Origin of the sequence: Streptomyces aureus, assembly GCF_001418135.1 — a bacterium.
GTDB classification, from domain to species: domain Bacteria; phylum Actinomycetota; class Actinomycetes; order Streptomycetales; family Streptomycetaceae; genus Streptomyces; species Streptomyces aureus_A.
On record NZ_LIPQ01000087.1, the window covers coordinates 1 to 17,916 of the forward strand.

General features: G+C 70.9%; 15 protein-coding genes. 4 read left to right on the top strand and 11 right to left on the bottom strand.

Annotated elements, in window-relative coordinates:
- Positions 1-468: GPR1/FUN34/YaaH family transporter (locus tag AOK00_RS09090; protein WP_055599797.1), on the top strand; the 468-nt coding region annotated here is incomplete at its 5' end.
- 137 nt (positions 469-605) lie between these two features.
- Here the strand turns inward: AOK00_RS09090 and glmS are convergent.
- Complete coding sequence (gene glmS / locus AOK00_RS09095) at positions 606-2,423, bottom strand: glutamine--fructose-6-phosphate transaminase (isomerizing) (protein WP_055599798.1); 1,818 nt, start codon at positions 2,421-2,423, stop codon at positions 606-608.
- Positions 2,424-2,473: 50 nt separating this feature from the next.
- Complete coding sequence (locus tag AOK00_RS09100) at positions 2,474-2,749, bottom strand: hypothetical protein (protein WP_030324756.1); 276 nt, start codon at positions 2,747-2,749, stop codon at positions 2,474-2,476.
- Positions 2,750-2,953: 204 nt separating this feature from the next.
- Here AOK00_RS09100 and AOK00_RS09105 point away from each other — a divergent pair, with 204 nt between their 5' ends.
- Positions 2,954-4,579 (top strand): beta-N-acetylhexosaminidase, encoded by a 1,626-nt coding sequence (locus tag AOK00_RS09105; protein WP_055599799.1) that lies wholly within the window; start codon positions 2,954-2,956, stop codon positions 4,577-4,579.
- Positions 4,580-4,686: 107 nt separating this feature from the next.
- On the opposite strand, the gene AOK00_RS09110 is transcribed toward AOK00_RS09105, so the two are convergent.
- The 9 genes from AOK00_RS09110 to AOK00_RS09150 form a co-directional block, all read right to left on the bottom strand.
- Positions 4,687-6,474 (bottom strand): IucA/IucC family protein, encoded by a 1,788-nt coding sequence (locus AOK00_RS09110; protein ID WP_055599800.1) that lies wholly within the window; start codon positions 6,472-6,474, stop codon positions 4,687-4,689.
- Positions 6,471-7,001 carry a GNAT family N-acetyltransferase gene (locus AOK00_RS09115; protein ID WP_055599801.1) on the bottom strand — a complete coding sequence of 177 codons (531 nt, stop codon included), beginning with the start codon at positions 6,999-7,001 and terminating at the stop codon, positions 6,471-6,473. Before AOK00_RS09115 ends, AOK00_RS09110 begins: the two co-directional genes overlap by 4 nt.
- Positions 6,998-8,281 carry a lysine N(6)-hydroxylase/L-ornithine N(5)-oxygenase family protein gene (locus tag AOK00_RS09120; RefSeq protein ID WP_055599802.1) on the bottom strand — a complete coding sequence of 428 codons (1,284 nt, stop codon included), beginning with the start codon at positions 8,279-8,281 and terminating at the stop codon, positions 6,998-7,000. The genes AOK00_RS09115 and AOK00_RS09120 overlap by 4 nt, the downstream gene beginning before the upstream one ends.
- Positions 8,268-9,707: a pyridoxal phosphate-dependent decarboxylase family protein gene (locus AOK00_RS09125; RefSeq protein WP_055599803.1), complete on the bottom strand. Its 1,440-nt coding sequence runs from the start codon at positions 9,705-9,707 to the stop codon at positions 8,268-8,270. The genes AOK00_RS09120 and AOK00_RS09125 overlap by 14 nt, the downstream gene beginning before the upstream one ends.
- A 189-nt stretch (positions 9,708-9,896) precedes the next feature.
- Complete coding sequence (locus tag AOK00_RS09130) at positions 9,897-10,757, bottom strand: siderophore-interacting protein (protein ID WP_055599804.1); 861 nt, start codon at positions 10,755-10,757, stop codon at positions 9,897-9,899.
- Positions 10,758-10,853: 96 nt separating this feature from the next.
- Positions 10,854-12,014 (bottom strand): acyl-CoA dehydrogenase family protein, encoded by a 1,161-nt coding sequence (locus tag AOK00_RS09135; protein WP_055599805.1) that lies wholly within the window; start codon positions 12,012-12,014, stop codon positions 10,854-10,856.
- Positions 12,015-12,022: 8 nt separating this feature from the next.
- The gene (locus AOK00_RS09140) at positions 12,023-12,961 is read right to left on the bottom strand and encodes a hydroxymethylglutaryl-CoA lyase (RefSeq protein ID WP_055599806.1); all 939 of its coding nucleotides are present in this window, start codon (positions 12,959-12,961) and stop codon (positions 12,023-12,025) included.
- Entirely contained in the window at positions 12,958-14,883 is a 1,926-nt protein-coding gene (locus AOK00_RS09145) for an acetyl/propionyl/methylcrotonyl-CoA carboxylase subunit alpha (protein ID WP_055599807.1), read from the bottom strand. The genes AOK00_RS09140 and AOK00_RS09145 overlap by 4 nt, the downstream gene beginning before the upstream one ends.
- A gap of 16 nt (positions 14,884-14,899) precedes the next feature.
- Entirely contained in the window at positions 14,900-16,507 is a 1,608-nt protein-coding gene (locus AOK00_RS09150) for a carboxyl transferase domain-containing protein (RefSeq protein WP_055599808.1), read from the bottom strand.
- Positions 16,508-16,594: 87 nt separating this feature from the next.
- Between AOK00_RS09150 and AOK00_RS09155 the strand changes: the two genes are divergently transcribed.
- Both AOK00_RS09155 and AOK00_RS09160 read left to right on the top strand, forming a co-directional pair.
- On the top strand, positions 16,595-17,215 hold the full coding sequence (locus AOK00_RS09155) for an SACE_7040 family transcriptional regulator (RefSeq protein ID WP_055599809.1): 621 nt from the start codon (positions 16,595-16,597) through the stop codon (positions 17,213-17,215).
- Positions 17,216-17,292: 77 nt separating this feature from the next.
- On the top strand, positions 17,293-17,916 hold a 624-nt coding region (locus AOK00_RS09160; protein ID WP_055599810.1), incomplete at its 3' end, for a phosphatase.

Sequence of the window (17,916 nt, forward strand, 5' to 3'; positions counted from 1 at the left end):
GTCATCGACAACGTCGCGGCAGCGGATGCCGCGGGCCTCGCCACCTGGGTCGGCGGGGTGACGCTCTTCCTCGTCGGTCTGCTCGCCCTCCGTGCGGGCGACAAGGGTGAGGGCACGGCGTTCGCGGCGCTCGGCGCCTTCTGGTTCACCTGGGGCACCGCGGCCGGCGGCGGGGCGTCCGCCGACGCCGTGGGCGTCTTCCTGCTCCTGTGGGCGCTCCTGGCGCTCACGCTGACGCTGGCCGCCTCGGGCAGCGGGCTGTTCGGACAGGGTGTGTACGGGCTGTTGTTCGTCGCGCTCCTGCTGCTCGGCATCGGGGCGCTCGCCGACAACGGCGGGCTCGCGAAGGCGGGCGGCTGGGTGGCGGCCGTCGCGGGTCTGGTCGCCTGGTACGGCGCCACGGCGGCGGTGGCCGGCTGGCCGACCGCGCTCGGCCGGGCGAACCGCAGCGCGGCCGCGGCGAGTTGACCGGGGCCCCTCGGGGCCGAAATGAAGCGGTCCCCCCGTGCACCTGGGATGCACGGGGGGACCGCTTCGTGTCCGGTCGAACCGCCGGGGGACAGGCCCGGCGGCGCGGCTCGGGGGGACAGGCCCCGAGGTCGCTGCTACTCGACCGTGACGGACTTGGCCAGGTTGCGCGGCTTGTCGATGTCGCGGCCCATGGCGAGCGCCGTGTGGTAGGCGAGGAGCTGGAGCGGGATGCCCATCAGGATCGGGTCCAGCTCGTCCTCGTTCTTCGGCACGATGATGGTGTGGTCGGCCTTCGCCTGCTCCTGGTGCGCGACCGCGAGGATGCGGCCGCTGCGGGCCTTGATCTCCTCCAGGGCGGCGCGGTTCTTCTCGAGCAGGTCGTCGTCGGGGACGATCGCGACCGTCGGCAGGGCCGGCTCGATGAGGGCGAGCGGGCCGTGCTTCAGCTCGGAGGCCGGGTAGGCCTCGGCGTGGATGTAGGAGATCTCCTTGAGCTTCAGGGAGGCCTCGAGGGCGACGGGGTAGCCCCGGACGCGGCCGATGAACATCATCGACTGGGCGCCGGCGTACTCCGCGGCGATCTTCTTGATCTCGTCCTCGGTCTCGAGGATCTCCTGGATCTGCGCGGGCAGCTTGCGCAGGCCCTCGATGATCCGCTTGCCGTCGGTGACGGACAGGTCGCGGATGCGGCCCAGGTGCAGGGCGAGCAGCGCGAAGGCGGTGACCGTGTTGGTGAAGCACTTGGTGGAGACGACGCAGACCTCGGGGCCGGCGTGGACGTACACGCCGCCGTCGGCCTCGCGGGCGATGGCGGAGCCGACCACGTTGACCACGCCGAGGACGCGGGCGCCCTTGCGCTTCAGCTCCTGGACGGCGGCGAGCACGTCGTAGGTCTCACCGGACTGGGAGACGGCGATGTAGAGGGTGTCGGGGTCCACGACCGGGTTGCGGTAGCGGAACTCCGAGGCCGGCTCGGCGTCGGCGGGGATGCGGGCCATGGACTCGATGAGCCCGGCGCCGATGAGACCGGCGTGGTACGAGGTGCCGCAGCCGAGGATCTTGATCCGGCGGATGGTGCGGGCCTCGCGCGGGTCCAGGTTCAGGCCGCCCAGGTGCACGGTGGAGAAGCGGTCGTCGATCCGGCCGCGCAGCACGCGGTCGACCGCGTCGGGCTGCTCGGAGATCTCCTTGTGCATGAACGTGTCGTGACCGCCCATGTCGTAGGAGGCGGCCTCCCACTCCACGGTCTCCGGGGTGGCGGTGGTGGTCGCGCCCGAGGTCGTGTACGTACGGAAGTCGTCGGCCTTCAGGGTGGCCATCTCGCCGTCGTCGAGGGTGACGACCTGGCGGGTGTGGGCGATCAGGGCGGCGACGTCGGAGGCGACGAGCATCTCCTTCTCGCCGATGCCGAGGATGACCGGCGAGCCGTTGCGGGCCACGACGATGCGGTCGTTGAAGTCGGCGTGCATCACGGCGATGCCGTAGGTGCCCTCGATGACCTTGAGCGCCTCGCGGACCTTCTCCTCGAGGGTGGTGGCCTGGGAGCGGGCGATGAGGTGGGTGATGACCTCGGTGTCCGTCTCGGAGGCGAAGACGACGCCGTCGGCCTCCAGCTTGGCGCGGAGCTCCTGGGCGTTGTCGACGATGCCGTTGTGGACGACCGCGACCTTGTTCTCGGGGTCCAGGTGCGGGTGCGAGTTGATGTCGCTCGGCGCGCCGTGGGTGGCCCAGCGGGTGTGGGCGATGCCGGTGGTGCCGGTGAAGCGCTTGGGGACACGGGCCTCCAGGTCACGGACGCGACCCTTGGCCTTCACCATCTTCAGGCCGGAGGCCTTCGGGCTGGTGACGACCATGCCGGCCGAGTCGTATCCCCGGTACTCCAGACGTGCCAGGCCCTCAAGGAGCAGCGGGGCGACGTCGCGCTTTCCGATGTAACCGACAATTCCGCACATAAAGGTGAAACCCCTCCAGGTTGGTGAACTCGCTCGTGCTCGTTGGTGACTCAGCCGTAGACGATGCGGCGCAGTTGCCGGAGCGAGAGCTCCGGTGGCGCCACGGCCCGGTGTGGCAGTTCCGCCGAGATCCGTTCGAAGATCTCCGCGTTCACGGCCCCGCCGGACTGCAGTTCGCGGTGTCGGCGACGGACGAACTCCTCGGTCGTCTCGTCGAAGTACGCCAGCACATCGAGTACCACCCGGGCGGCCTCACCGCGCTGGAGCGCGGTGCTGCGGACCAGGTGGTCGATGAGGTCGTCGTGCGACGGGCGGCGTTCGAGCACCCATGAATATTGGGGGGTACTCCTCTCCATTCGCAAGAATCCTGCCCGATATCGGGCAGGTGTGTCATGATCCACCCGCCACTCGGGGTGATTGGTCCAGACTTTGACGGGTGGATACGTCGGCGGTACGCATGGTGACGGTTCGGATATAGAACTCGACAGACGCGTCCAACGCCTGATCCAACGCCCGAAGGGGACCAGCCTGTGACACAGCGCCGAAGGATTCCGCGCCTGATCGGATCCCTGCTCCTGGTCGCCGCCGCCGGCGTCGGCTGCGGCGAGGCCGCCGCCGACAGCACGACGGACGGCAAGAACGCCGCGGCCGCCGTCGAGCCCGAGGTCCGCCCGCTCGGCCGCATCGTGCCCGTGCCCGCCTCCGTCACCCCCGAGGGCGAGCCCTACACCCTCACCCGGACCACCCGCATCGGCACGAACCGCGAGACCCGGGAGCTCGGCCGCCACCTCGCCGCACTGCTCCGCCCCGCCACCGGCTTCCCGCTGCCCGTCGTCGACGACGTCGCCGCCCGCGGCGGCATCCGGCTCCGCCTCAGCCCCGGCGACACCGCGCTCGGCGCCGAGGGCTACCGGCTCCGCTCCGCCCCCGACGGCGTCGTCCTCACCGCGCGCGAACCCGCCGGGCTCTTCCGCGGCCTCCAGACCCTGCGCCAGCAGCTGCCCGCCGCCGTCGAGCGCAAGAGCGTCCAGAACGGGCCCTGGAAGATCGCCGGCGGCACGATCACCGACACTCCGCGGTACGCCTACCGGGGCGCCATGCTCGACGTCTCCCGCCACTTCTTCACCGTCGACGAGGTGAAGCGGTACATCGACCAGCTCGCGCTCTACAAGGTCAACACCCTCCACCTGCACCTCTCCGACGACCAGGGCTGGCGCATCGCCGTCGACTCCTGGCCCCGGCTCACCACCTACGGCGGCTCCACCGAGGTCGGCGGCGGCCCCGGCGGCTTCTACACCAAGGCCCAGTACCAGGAGATCGTCCGGTACGCCGCCTCCCGCTACCAGGAGGTGATCCCCGAGATCGACCTCCCCGGCCACACCAACGCAGCCCTCGCCTCCTACGCCGAGCTCAACTGCGACGGCGTCGCCCCGCCGCTCTACACCGGCGTCAAGGTCGGCTTCAGCTCCCTGTGCGTGCCGAAGCCCGTCACGTACGACTTCGTCGACGACGTGATCCGGGAGATCGCCGCGCTCACCCCCGGCCGGTACATCCACATCGGCGGCGACGAGGCGCACTCCACCAGCCATGCGGACTACGTGGCCTTCATGGACAAGGTGCAGCCGGTCGTCGCGAAGTACGGGAAGAAGGTCGTCGGCTGGCACCAGCTGACCGGCACGACCCCGGCGGACGGCGCCCTCGTCCAGTACTGGGGCCTCGACCGCACCCCCACGGAGGAGAAGGAGCGGGTGGCGGCCGCCGCCCGGAACGGCACCGGCCTGATCCTCTCCCCGGCCGACCGCACCTACCTCGACATGAAGTACACGAAGGACACCAAGCTCGGCCTCGCCTGGGCGGGCTACGTGGAGGTCCGCAGGTCGTACGACTGGAACCCGGCCGCCTACCTCGCAGGCGCCCCGGAGGACACCGTCCGCGGCATCGAGGCCCCGCTCTGGACGGAGACCCTGGCCACCACGGACGACCTGGACGTCATGGCCTTCCCGCGCCTGCCGGGCCTGGCGGAACTGGGCTGGTCGCCGGCGGCGACCCACGACTGGGACACGTACAAGGTCCGTCTCGCGGAACAGGCCCCGAGGTTCGACGCCCTGGGCATCGACTACCACCGCTCCCCGGAGGTCCCCTGGCCGGCGGAGTAGCCCGCACACAGATGTGAGCCCCGGCGGAGGACCGTACTCCGCCGGGGCTCACACCGGTCTCGGGGTCACGCGGGGCGCGTGGCCGGGGTCGCCTGACGGGCGCGCCGTCAGGCGAAGCGGGCGATCGGGTTGACCAGGTCGCCGACGAGCTGGAGGGCCGCCGACGGGTCCGACAGGTCGACCATCTGCTTGTTGTTGCGGAGCTGGAGCCGGTTCAGGGCCGACAGGGCGAAGGTCTCCGCGAACATGTCGTACTGGGCGAACCGGTCCGCCAGTTCCGGCTTCGACCGCTCGTAGCCGCGCACGCACTCCGCGACCGTCCGCCAGAAGCCGTCCTCGTCGAGGACGCCCTCCGTGGCGAGCGTCGCCGCCAGGAAGCGGAAGAAGCAGTCGAAGACGTCCGTGAAGACCGAGAGGAGCTTCATGTCCTCGGGGATCTCCGCACGGACCCGCTCCACCGCCGGCGGCAGCACCGCCGCCGGGTCCATGACGACGATCTCCTCGGCGATGTCCTTGAAGATCGCCCGCGACACCGCGCCGCGCTCGTCGAGGACCAGGATCACGTTCTCGCCGTGCGGCATGAACGCCAGGTCGTACGCGTAGAAGCTGTGCAGGACCGGGAGCAGGTAGGCGTCCAGGTACTGGCGGAGCCAGACCGAGGCCTCCAGGCCCGACTCCTTGATCAGCGCACCCGCGAACGACGCGCCCGTGTGGTCCACGTGGAGGAGGGACGCCATCGTCGCGAGCCGCTCGCCCTCGGCGAGGGTCGGCACGGGGGACTCGCGCCAGAGCGCCGCCAGCATCTTGCGGTACGGCGAGTAGCGGTCGGTCGCGGCCTCGTACTCCAGGTGCCGGTAGCCGACGGCCGCCCGCTCGCGGATGATCGAGAAGCGGGCCGACCGGAACGTCGCGTCCGACTCGATCAGGGTGTGCAGCCAGTCGTTGATCGCCGGGGTGGCCTCCATGTACGCGGCCGAAAGGCCCCGCATGAAGCCCATGTTGAGGACCGAGAGGGCCGTCTTCACATAGTGCTTGGCCGGGTCGGAGGTGTTGAAGAAGGTACGGATCGACTGCTGCGCCAGATACGTGTCGTCGCCCTCGCCCAGGTACACCAGACGCTGCTGCGCGACCTCGGCCGCGAAGGTGACGGACAGCTTGTTCCACCACTGCCAGGGGTGCGCCGGCATGAGGAGGTAGTCGGCCAGGTCGAGGCCGCGGGCCGCCAGGGTCGCCGCGAAGCCGTCCACCGTCGCGTCGCCCAGCTCCGCGCGGACGAAGGCCTCGTAGTCGATGCCCGCGCCGGCCGTGAAGGTGGTGCGGTCGCGCCGCGCCGCCAGCCAGATCAGGTGGATCCCGCTCGCCGCCTCGGGGGCGTACGCGCGGAACTCGTCCACGCCGAAGCCGAGCCGGCCGTTGTTGGCGACGAAGCAGGGGTGGCCCTCGGTCATCCCCGTCTCGATCGCCTGGAAACCGGCGTGGGCGAGCTCGGCGGAGGTGACCGGCTCCTTGGTCGCCTTGAACGCCGTACCGGCGAGCGTGGAGGAGATCTCCTCCAGGTAGACCGGCAGGACCTCGTCGCTCAGGCCGAGGGCGCCGCGCAGCTCGGTGATGAACTGGAGCGCGTCGAGCGGGAGCTGCTCGTCGCCGCGGTGGCGGCTGATCGACTCGGCGTAGACCTGCCAGTGGTCGAGGGCGTACCGGTCCGCGGTGAAGCGGTACTCGGTGGTGCCGTCGTCCGACAGGACCGCGTAGCGGCTCTCGCCGAGTTCCCGCGGGTCGAGGAGCCGCTCGTGGGCGAACTCCGCGAGACCCTTGCGGATCAGCGCGCGGTTGGCGTCCGCCCAGAGCTCGGGGGTGAGGTGCGCGACGGGGTTCGACAGATCGGTGGTGCTCATGCGGCTACTCCCACGGCGGCCTCGAACTGCTCCCGGGTGCAGAAGCTCAGCAGAGCCTTCTTCTCCGGCTTCTGGATCTCCCGCTCCGGCACGAAGCCGACGGCCTCGTTGAGCGCGTGGACGGCCTTGTTGGACACGTCCGGCTCGACGACCACCCGGAGGGTCGCCGGGTCGGCGAACAGCTCCGTCATCACGGCGGTGATCACCTTGCGGGTGAAGCCGTGCACGGGGGTGTCGGTCGGGGCGACGAGGAAGTGCATGCCGACGTCGCCGGGGAGCGGGTCGTAGAGCCCGACCAGCTCCAGGTGGGCCGGGTCGTAGCGTTCCATGAGGATCGCGGGGACCCCGTCGACCAGGCCGATGAACGCCTCGTGGTGCGGGTCGGCGGCGAAGGCCGAGTACTCGCGCACGACGTCCTCGACGCTCGCGTCCTGCATCATCCAGAACGCGGCCTTGGGGTGGGTGACCCAGCCGTGGAGCAGTTCCGCGTCCTTGACGGGGTCGAGCGGGCGGAAGCGGACGGTCATGCGGCGAACTCCTGGAAAGCGATGGTCTTCTCGACGGGGTAGTACTCGTAGCCCAGCATCGCCCCGATGATGTACGCGTTGCGGTACGCCCCCATGCCGAGGTCGGGCGAGGTGATCGAGTGGGTGTGCACGGAGGCGTTCTGCAGGAACACCCCGCGGCCCGTCGTGTCGATCGCGTAGTTGCGGGCCACGTCGAAGCGGCCCTGGCCGTCCCAGTTGAGGCGGTCGCGGACCGGCTCCAGGAAGGCGGGGACGGCGTACTTGTACCCGGTGGCGAGGATCAGGCCCTCGGTGTCCAGGGTGAAGTCCTTCTCCTGCTCCTCCTGGCGGAAGCCGAGGGTGTACGTGCCCGTCGACTCCTCGTACGCGGCGGTGTGCAGCGCGGAGTTGGTGAGGAGGCGGGTGGGCACGGGGCCGCCCAGGTTCTTCTGGTAGAGCAGGTCGAAGATGGCGTCGATCAGCTCGCCGTCGATGCCCTTGAAGAGCCCCTTCTGCTGGGTCTCCAGGCGGTAGCGGGTCTGCTCGGGCAGCGCGTGGAAGTAGTCCACGTACTCCGGGGAGGTCATCTCCAGGGTGAGCTTGGTGTACTCCAGCGGGAAGAAGCGCGGGGAGCGCGTCACCCAGTTGAGCCGGTACCCGTGGACGTCGATCTCGCTGAGGAGGTCGTAGTAGATCTCGGCGGCGCTCTGGCCGCTGCCGACCAGGGTGATCGACTTCTTCTTCTGGAGCGCCTCCTTGTTCGGGAGGTAGCGCGAGTTGTGGATCAGGTCGCCGCCGAGGCCCCGGCAGGTCTCGGGGACGTACGCCGGGGTGCCGGTGCCGAGGACCAGACGACGCGCGCGGAACGTTTCTCCGGCCTCGGTGGTCACCATGTACACCTCGGCGGCCTCGTCGAACGTCACGGTCGCGACGGTCGTCGAGAAGCGGACGGAGGAGAGGCGCCCGGCGGCCCAGCGGCAGTAGTCGTTGTACTCGGTCCGCAGCGGGTAGAAGTTCTCGCGGATGTAGAACGAGTACAGCCGCCCCTTGTCCTTCAGGTAGTTCAGGAAGGAGTACGGCGAGGTCGGGTCGGCCATCGTGACCAGGTCCGACATGAACGGGGTCTGGAGGTGGGCGCCTTCGAGGAACATCCCCGAGTGCCACTCGAAGTCGGGCTTCGACTCCAGGAAGAGACCGTTCAGCTCGTTGATCGGCTCGGTCAGGCAGGCGAGTCCGAGGTTGAACGGACCGAGTCCGATGCCGATGAAGTCGTGTATCTCGGTCGTCTCAGGCGTGGACAAGGGTCTCTCCCAGGTACTGCTCGGCGTAGCCGGCGATCAGATCGAGGACGGCGGCGATGTCGGCCGCGGTGGTCTCGGGGTTGAGCAGGGTGAACTTGAGGTACTGGCGGCCGTCGACCTTGGTGCCGGCGACCACGGCCTCGCCGGAGGCGAACAGGGCCTTGCGGGCGTGCAGGTTGGCCCGGTCGATGTCCTCGGGGGACGTGACGTTCTCCGGGATGTAGCGGTAGACGAGGGTGGAGATCTGCGGCTCGACCACGACGTCGTAGCGCGGGTCGGCGGCGAGCAGCGCGAAGCCCTCGGCGGCCAGGTCGCAGACCTCGTCGAAGAGCTGCCCGACACCGTCGGCGCCCATCACGCGCAGCGTCATCCACAGCTTGAGGGCGTCGAACCGGCGGGTGGTCTGGAGGGACTTGTCGACCTGGTTGGGGATCTGCTCGGCGATCGTGCGGCGCGGGTTGAGGTAGTCCGCGTGGTAGGTCGCGTGCCGCAGGGTCGCCCCGTCGCGCACCAGGACGGCGGAGGAACTCACCGGCTGGAAGAAGGACTTGTGGAAGTCGACGGTGACCGAGTCGGCCCGCTCGATGCCGTCCAGGAGGTGGCGGCGGGTCGGGGAGGCGAGCAGTCCGCAGCCGTAGGCGGCGTCCACGTGCATCCAGGTGCCGTACTCGTCGGCCAGGGCGGCGATCTCGGGGAGCGGGTCGATGGAGCCGAAGTCGGTGGTGCCGGCGGTGGCGACGATCGCCATCGGGACGAGGCCCTCGGCGCGGCAGGCCTCCAGCTCGGCGGCGAGGACGACGGACTGCATCCGCTTGTTCCGGTCGACCGGTATGGAGACGACGGCGTCCTGGCCGAGGCCGAGGAGGGTGGCCGACTTCTGGACGCTGAAGTGGCTGCATTCGGAGGAGAAGATCCGGAGCCTCGACAGGTCGGTGGTCTTCGCCTCCTCGCGGGCGAGGAGCAGCGCCTGGAGGTTGGACTGCGTGCCGCCGCTGGTGAACACGCCGTCGGCGGCGGGGCCGAGGCCGATGCGGCCGCAGGTCCAGTCGACGATCTTGCGCTCGATCAGGGTGCCGCCCGCGCTCTGGTCCCAGGTGTCCAGGGAGGAGTTGACCGCCGAGAGGACCGCCTCGCCGAGGACGGCGGGGATGACCACCGGGCAGTTGAGGTGGCCCAGGTAGCGGGGGTGGTGGAAGTAGACGGCGTCGCGGAGGTAGACGCTCTCCAGCTCGTCGAGCGCGGCGGAGGAGTCACCGAGCGGACGGTCGAGGTCGACGGCGTCGATGACGGGGGCGAGCTCGGCGGGGGTCACTCCGGTGAACGGGCGTCGCGTCGCGGCGAGTTTGTCCGCCACCCGCTCGACTCCTTCGGTGACGGAGCGCCGGTAGCTCTCCGCCGTGGCGTCGTTGAGCAGGTGAGAGCGCATGTGGGGGGCCTCCAGGTACGGGGCTCGGTCGCGCCCTCCGGACAGGGGAAAGGGGCGAGGGGCGACGCGGTGAAACAAGGTTAGCCTAACCTAACTTTCGATCGCAACGGCCCTCGCCCCTCATGTGCCACGGCAGTTGACGGCCGTCACCGACCGGACTGTCCGCTTTTGGTGGGGTGCGCCCCGGGGTTACGCGTCTTCCTGCGTCTCGTCCGGGACCTCGCGCAGCGCGTCCTCGGACAGGCCCTTGCGCCAGTAGCCGACGAACGTCACCCGACGCCGGTCGAGTTCACGGTCCCGCACGAAGTGCCGGCGCAGCGCCTTCACCGCGCCCGACTCGCCCGCGATCCAGACGTACGGGGCCTCCCCGGGCAGCTCGACGCCGCGCACCGCGTCCACGGCGGACGGCGCCCCCTCCTCGCGTACGAGCCAGGTGACGGTCGCGTCCGCCTGCGTCGCCAGCTCCGTACGGTCGCCGGAGTACGGCACCTCCAGGAACATCTGGGCGCGGGTCTCGGCCGGCAGCCACTCCAGGATCGCCGAGGCGGCCGGAAGGGCCGTCTCGTCCGCCCAGATCAGGACGGAGTCGGCGTCCTCGGGCAGCCGGAAGCGGACGCCGGTGTTCTCGGCGATCGCCGGGCCGAGGACGACCACGCGGTCGCCGGGGGTGGCCCGGGAGGCCCAACGGCAGGCGGGGCCGCCGTCCTCGTGGATCGCGAAGTCGATGTCGATGGCGTTCTCGGTGTGCTCCGCCTCGGTGCGCTGCTCGCGGACGGTGTACGAACGCATCACGGCCCGCACGTCGTCGGGCATCGCGCGCCAGGCGCCGAGGATCGCGTACATGTCCGGGTTGTCGAGCGGAGGCAGGGCGGGCGCGTCCTGGCCGGGGTGCGGCAGGAAGAGGGAGAGCGACTGGTCGCGGCCGCCGGCGGCGAAGTTCTTCAGCTCGTCGCCGGTGAAGGTGACGCGGACCAGGGACGGGCCGAGCCGCCGGGTCCGGTCCACCCGCAGGTGGAAGAACTGGAAGGGGGCGGTCTCGGGGTTCGTCATGAAAACATAGGTTAGCCTAACCTCATAAAGCCCGGTAAGGGGGGAGGGCCCACCACCCCGTCGGGGCGGCGGACCCTCCGTGCGGACCGGGCCGGATCAGGCCTGGAGGCCCAACTCCCGGGCGATCAGCATCCGCTGGACCTCGCTCGTGCCCTCGCCGATCTCCAGGATCTTCGAGTCGCGCCACATCCGGGCCACCGGGTACTCGTTCATGAAGCCGTAGCCGCCGTGGATCTGGGTCGCCTCACGGGCGTTGTCCACGGCCACCGTCGAGGAGTACAGCTTCGCGATCGCCGCCTCCTTCTTGAACGTCTCGCCGAGGACCAGCCGCGAGGCCGCGTCCCGCCAGCCGATCCGGGCCATGTGCGCCCGCGTCTCCATGTCGGCGATCTTGAACTGGATGGCCTGGTTGTCGCCGATCGGCCGGCCGAAGGCGTGACGTTCCTTCGCGTACTTCACCGACTCGTCGACACAGCCCTGCGCCAGACCCGTCGCCAGCGCCGCGATCGCGACCCGGCCCTCGTCGAGGATCCGCAGGAACTGCGCGTACCCGCGGCCCTCCTCGCCGAGCAGGTTCTCCACCGGGACGCGCACGTCGTCGAAGGACAGCTCACGGGTGTCCGAGGCGTTCCAGCCGACCTTCGAGTAGGGGGCGGCCACGGTGAAACCGGGGGTGCCGGAGGGGACGATGATCGAGGAGATCAGCGGCCGGCCGTCGGGCTTGCGGCCGGTGACCGCCGTGACCGTCACCAGACCCGTGATGTCCGTACCGGAGTTGGTGATGAAGCACTTCGAACCGTTGATGACCCAGTGGTCGCCGTCGCGCACGGCCGTCGTACGGGTGCCGCCCGCGTCCGACCCGGCGCCCGGCTCGGTGAGACCGAAGGCACCCAGCAGCTCGCCGGCACAGAGCCTCGGCAGCCACTCGCGCTTCTGCTCGTCCGTACCGAAGAGGTACACGGGCATCGCGCCGAGCGAGACCCCCGCCTCCAGGGTGATCGCGACGGAGGAGTCGACCCGGGCCAGCTCCTCCAGGGCGATGCCGAGCGCCAGGTAGTCGCCGCCCATGCCGCCGTACTCCTCGGGGAACGGCAGCCCGAACAGGCCCATACGGCCCATCTCGCGGACGATCTCGTACGGGAACTCGTGCCGCTCGTAGTAGTCGCCGATCTTCGGCGCCACGACGTCGTGCGCGAACGCCTCGACGGTACGGCGGAGTTCCTCGTGCTCTGCGGAGAGCCGGTGGTCGAGAGACATGGGGGACGTCACTCCTTGTGGGAGAGGGCGCGGACGGTACGGGAGGGGCTGGGCCGGCCCAGCTGTTCGGCCATCCACACGCTTGTGGCGGTGAGGGCGGCCAGATCGACCCCGGTCTCGATGCCGAGACCGTCGAGCATCCACACGAGATCCTCGGTGGCGAGATTGCCGGTCGCGCTCTTCGCGTACGGGCAGCCGCCGAGGCCGCCGGCGGAGGCGTCGACCGTGGTCACTCCGTGGCGGAGCGCGGCGAGCGTGTTGGAGAGGGCCTGGCCGTAGGTGTCGTGGAAGTGCACGGCCAGACGGGAGGCCGGGACACCGGCGCCGTCGAGCGCCTGCAGCAGCTCCCCCACATGCCCGGGGGTGGCGACCCCGATGGTGTCGCCGAGGCTCAGCTCGTCGCAGCCCATCTCGGCGAGCGCCCTGGTGACGCGGACGACCTGCTCGACCGGGACGGCGCCCTCCCAGGGGTCGCCGAAGCACATCGACAGATAGCCGCGGACCTTGAGCCCCGCCTCTATGGCACGGGTGACCGTGGGGGCGAAGAGGGCGAGGGCCTCGTCCACGGTCCGGTTGAGGTTGGCCTTCGCGAAGGACTCCGTGGCGGAGGCGAAGACGGCGATCTCCCGGACGCCGAGGGCGAGGGCCCGGTCGAGGCCGCGCTCGTTCGGCACGAGCACCGGGAGCCGCACCGGCAGATCGCGGACCATCGGGAACAGGTCCTCCGCGTCCGCCAGCTGGGGCACCCACCTGGGGTGGACGAAGCTGGTCGCCTCGACCGTGGAGAGCCCCGCGGCGGCGAGCCGCCGGATGAACTCCGCCTTCACCTCGGTCGGGACGGCGCCCTTCTCGTTCTGCAGCCCGTCGCGCGCGCCGACCTCGTGGATCCGCACCCGGGCCGGCAGCGCGGGATCGGGCACGACCATGGGCAGTCCCGCGGCGGTCATGCGGCCTCCTCCTCGCGGGGCGTCACCACGGCCAGGATCTGGTCCATGGCGACGGTCGAACCGGGCGTGACGTCCAGCTCGGTGACGGTGCCGGCGTGCGGGGCGGAGATGACGTGCTCCATCTTCATCGCCTCGACGACCAGCAGACTCTGCCCGGCCTCGACCTCGTCCCCGACGGCCACCTTGACCACGGTCACGGTTCCCGGCATGGGAGCCGCGAGGGTGTCGGCACCCCCGTGCCGGGCGCCGGAGAGCGCGGCGGCGACGGGATCGTGATCCATGACGTGCCAGGAGTCACCGTCACGGCCCAGCCAGTCGCCGGCCCGGTGGAAGCGGTGGACGACGCCGTCGACCGTGACCGACACCGAGGAGTCCGTGACCCGGGCGCCGGCCGGCGCCTCGGCCATGACGGATTCGAGTCCCGCCGCCCGCACGGGGAAGGGGAGCGGGGCCGGGCTGCCGCCCAGGCGCCAGCCGCTCGGCACCGAGAACGGGTCGGTCCAGCCGTCCCGGGGTGCCGGAGCCAGCTCCGCGAGCCGTACGGCCGCCGCCGCCGCGTACACCTCCTCCGGGACGCCGTCCGGGACCAGGCTCTCCGCGTCCCGCTCCACCAGACCCGTGTCCAGGGCCCCGGAGACGACGTCCGGGTGGGCCAGGAGGCGACGCAGGAAGCCCGCGTTCGTCGGGACTCCCAGGGTCACCGTGTCCGCCAGGGCCGCGCGCAGGCGGCGCAGCGCCGTCGGGCGGTCCTCGGCGTGGACGATGACCTTCGACAGCATCGGGTCGTAGAGGGACGAGACCTCCGTACCCTCCGAGAGGCCCGAGTCCGTGCGGACGCCGTCGCCCGCCGGCTCGTTCAGGGCCAGGACCGTGCCGCCCGAGGGCAGGAAGCCCCGCGACGGGTCCTCCGCGCAGATCCGCGCCTCGATCGCCCAGCCCGTGAGGCTGATGTCCTCCTGCGCGAAGGGCAGCGGCTCGCCCGACGCGACCCTCAGCTGCCACTCCACCAGGTCCACGCCCGTGATCAGCTCGGTGACCGGGTGCTCGACCTGGAGGCGGGTGTTCATCTCCATGAAGTAGTACGAGGACGGGTCGCCGCCCGGCACGATGAACTCGACCGTGCCCGCGCCCACATACCCGCAGGAGCGAGCCGCCTCGACCGCCGCCGCACCCATCGACGCCCGGATCTCCGGGGTCAGCAGGACGCTCGGCGCCTCCTCGATGATCTTCTGGTGGCGGCGCTGGAGCGAGCACTCGCGCTCGCCCAGGTGGATCACGTTCCCGTGGGCGTCCGCCAGGACCTGGATCTCGATGTGCCGGGGCCGGTCGATCCACCGCTCCACCAGCAGCGTGTCGTCACCGAAGGAGGCACGGGCCTCCCGACGCGCGGACGCGATCTCCTCCGTCAGCGTCGACAGGTCGCGGACCAGCCGCATGCCCTTGCCGCCGCCTCCCGCGCTCGGCTTGAGCAGCACCGGCGCACCCAACTCGCGCGCCGCGGCCTCCAGTTCGGGGTCGGCCGCGCCGGGGACGACGGGCACGCCCGCCGCCTTCACCGTCTCCTTCGCCCTGATCTTGTCGCCCATCAGGGAGATCGCCGAGGCGGGCGGGCCGATGAAGACGAGCCCCGCGTCCGCGCACGCCTGCGCGAACCCCGCGTTCTCCGCGAGGAAGCCGTACCCGGGGTGCACCGCCCGCGCGCCCGTCCGGCGGGCCGCGTCGAGGAGCGCCTCCACCGACAGGTATGACTCCGAGGCCGGCGGCGGGCCGATCCGCACCGCCGTGTCCGCCTCCCGTACGTGCCGGGCATCGGCGTCCGCGTCGCTGTACACCGCGACCGAACGCACACCGAGCGCCCGCAGCGTGCGGATGACCCGCACCGCGATCTCGCCGCGATTCGCGACGAGCACTGTGTCGAACATGGACGTCCTCACACCCTCACATCCGGAAGACGCCGAACTGGGGGTCTCCCAGAGGCGCGTTGGCACAGGCGGTCAGGGCGAGTCCGAGGACCTGCCGGGTCTCCAACGGGTCGATGACGCCGTCGTCCCAGAGCCGCGCGGTCGCGTAGTAGGCGTTGCCCTGGCTGTCGTACTGCTCGCGGATCGGGGCCTTGAAGGCCTCCTCGTCCTCCGCGCTCCACCCGTCGCCGAGCTGGTCGCGCTTGACGGTCGCGAGGACGGACGCGGCCTGCTCGCCGCCCATGACCGAGATCTTGGCGTTCGGCCACATCCACAGGAAGCGCGGCGAGTACGCCCGGCCGCACATCGAGTAGTTGCCCGCGCCGTACGAACCGCCGACGACGACCGTCAGCTTCGGGACCCGGGTGGTGGCCACGGCCGTCACCATCTTGGCGCCGTGCTTGGCGATGCCGCCGTGCTCGTACGCCTTGCCGACCATGAAGCCGGTGATGTTCTGCAGGAAGACCAGCGGGATGCCGCGCTGGTCGCACAGCTCGATGAAGTGCGCGCCCTTCTGGGCGGACTCGGCGAACAGGATGCCGTTGTTGGCGACGATGCCGACCGGGTGCCCGTGGATCCGGGCGAAGCCGGTGATCAGCGTCTGTCCGTACTCGGACTTGAACTCCTGGAAGCGGGAGCCGTCCACCACCCGGGCGATGACCTCGCGCACGTCGTACGGGGTACGGGAGTCCACCGGCACCGCCCCGTACAGCCCGGCCGGATCCACCTTCGGCTCCTCGACCGGCTCGACCGACCAGGGCAGCGGGCCGCGCTCGGGGAGCGTCGCGACGATGTTCCGCACGATCCGCAGCGCGTGGGCGTCGTCCTCGGCGAGGTGGTCGGTGACGCCGGAGATCCGCGAGTGGACCTCGCCGCCGCCCAGCTCCTCCGCCGTCACGACCTCACCGGTCGCCGCCTTCACCAGCGGCGGACCGCCCAGGAAGATCGTGCCCTGGTTCCGTACGATCACGGCCTCGTCGCTCATCGCCGGCACGTACGCGCCACCGGCCGTGCACGAACCGAGGACCGCCGCGATCTGCGGGATGCCCGCGCCGGACATCCGGGCCTGGTTGTAGAAGATCCGGCCGAAGTGCTCCCGGTCGGGGAAGACCTCGTCCTGCATCGGCAGGAACGCACCGCCCGAGTCGACCAGGTAGAGGCAGGGGAGGCGGTTCTCCAGCGCCACCTCCTGGGCCCGGAGGTGCTTCTTCACCGTCATCGGGTAGTACGTGCCGCCCTTGACCGTCGCGTCGTTGGCGACGATCACGCACTCGCGGCCCGAGACCCGGCCGATGCCCGCGATGACTCCCGCCGCGGGGGCCGCGTCGCCGTACATCCCGTTCGCCGCGAGCGGCGCCAGCTCCAGGAAGGGGGAGCCGGGGTCCAGCAGGGTGTCCACCCGGTCCCTCGGCAGCAGCTTCCCGCGCGCGGTGTGCCGGGCCCGGGACTTCTCACCGCCGCCCAGCGCCGCCGCCGCGAGCTTGGCGCGCAGGACGGCCGCCAGCTCGTGGTGCGCCGCCTCGTTCGCCTGCCAGGCCGGCGAGGCGGGATCCGCCGTACTCGCCAGCACAGGTGCCTGCTGCATCCCTCGAGCTCCCTTGCTCGGTTAATGAGCGTTAACGTATGTCGTTCAGGTTAACGACCGCTAACCGGGTTGTCTAGAATCGAATCCATGACCACGACCTCGGCCACGACTCCGGCCACGACCCGGACCGCCACCGGCAGGACCGACGCCCCGACGCGGCGCCAGCAGATCCTCAAGGAGGCCGCCCGCCTCTTCGCCGAGCGCGGCTTCCACGGCGTGGGCGTGGACGAGATAGGAGCCGCCGTCGGCATCAGCGGCCCCGGCCTCTACCGCCACTTCCCCGGCAAGGACGCGATGCTCGCCGAGCTCCTCGTCGGCATCAGCGAGCGACTCCTCGACGGCGGCCGGCTGCGGGTCGGCGAGACCACCGGCGACCCCGAGGCCCTGCTCGGCGCCCTCATCGACGGTCACATCGACTTCGCCCTCGACGACCGGCCGCTGATCACCCTCCACGACCGCGAGCTGGACCGCCTCAAGGACGAGGACCGCAAGCGGGTACGGCAGCTCCAGCGGCAGTACGTGGAGCTGTGGGTGACGGTGGTGCGGGAGCTGTACCCGGCCGCGGGGGAGTCGGAATCGCGGACGGCGGTCCACGCGGTGTTCGGCCTGCTCAACTCGACGCCGCACCTCGACGCGGTGGGGCGCCGGTCCATGGAGGACCTGCTCCGGCGCCTGGCCCACGGGGCCTTCGGGGCGCTCGAAGGCTGAGCGGTGTCCGGCCCCGGGCGGGTCCACGGGACGGAACGATTGCCCACAACGGCAGGCCGTCGTCCAGAATGAGCCCCATGCCGATACTCAGCCGCCCCGCCCTTGTCGAGCACCTCGTCCGCACCCGGATCGCGGGAGACGTCGCCACCCCGCGCGACAACAACCTCTCCCACTACCGCAAGCTCGCCAACGGCGACCGGCACTACTGGCTCGGCCTGGAGCTCGGCGACCGCTGGACCGACGAGCAGGACGTGCTCGCCGTGATGGCCGAACGCTGCGGTGTCATCGACGACCCGGCCCACCGGGCCGGCCAGGACACCATCGACCCCGAGCTCACCGTGGACGGCCTGGAGCGGATGGCCGCCCGGCTGCGCAAGGCCGCCGCCGGCAAGGAGCGGGTCCTCTTCGCGACCGGCCACCCCGGCGCGCTGATCGACGTGCACAGCCGGGTCGCGGCCGGGCTGCGCGCCCAGGGCTGCGACATCGTGAAGATCCCCGGTGGGCTCGTCGCCGACGAGGGGTACGTCGTGCAGTTCGCCGACGTCGCGGTCTTCGAGCGGGGCGCGAGCCTCTGGCACACGCACTCCCCGGAGCCGATGAACGCGATCCTCGACGCGCTCGGCGAGGACGGACGGCCCGATCTGGTGATCGCGGACCACGGGTGGGCCGCGATCACCAGATCGGGCCGTCCGGCCTCCGTC

Excerpts from the sequence above, each read along its gene's own strand:
- AOK00_RS09140 (WP_055599806.1), bottom strand. The coding sequence starts at position 12,961 with ATGACCGCCGCGGGACTGCCCATGGTCGTGCCCGATCCCGCGCTGCCG.
- AOK00_RS09145 (WP_055599807.1), bottom strand. The coding sequence starts at position 14,883 with ATGTTCGACACAGTGCTCGTCGCGAATCGCGGCGAGATCGCGGTGCGG.
- AOK00_RS09130 (WP_055599804.1), bottom strand. The coding sequence starts at position 10,757 with ATGACGAACCCCGAGACCGCCCCCTTCCAGTTCTTCCACCTGCGGGTG.
- AOK00_RS09115 (WP_055599801.1), bottom strand. The coding sequence starts at position 7,001 with ATGACCGTCCGCTTCCGCCCGCTCGACCCCGTCAAGGACGCGGAACTG.
- AOK00_RS09125 (WP_055599803.1), bottom strand. The coding sequence starts at position 9,707 with ATGCGCTCTCACCTGCTCAACGACGCCACGGCGGAGAGCTACCGGCGC.
- AOK00_RS09110 (WP_055599800.1), bottom strand. The coding sequence starts at position 6,474 with ATGAGCACCACCGATCTGTCGAACCCCGTCGCGCACCTCACCCCCGAG.
- AOK00_RS09155 (WP_055599809.1), top strand. The coding sequence starts at position 16,595 with ATGACCACGACCTCGGCCACGACTCCGGCCACGACCCGGACCGCCACC.
- AOK00_RS09150 (WP_055599808.1), bottom strand. The coding sequence starts at position 16,507 with ATGCAGCAGGCACCTGTGCTGGCGAGTACGGCGGATCCCGCCTCGCCG.
- glmS (WP_055599798.1), bottom strand. The coding sequence starts at position 2,423 with ATGTGCGGAATTGTCGGTTACATCGGAAAGCGCGACGTCGCCCCGCTG.
- AOK00_RS09135 (WP_055599805.1), bottom strand. The coding sequence starts at position 12,014 with ATGTCTCTCGACCACCGGCTCTCCGCAGAGCACGAGGAACTCCGCCGT.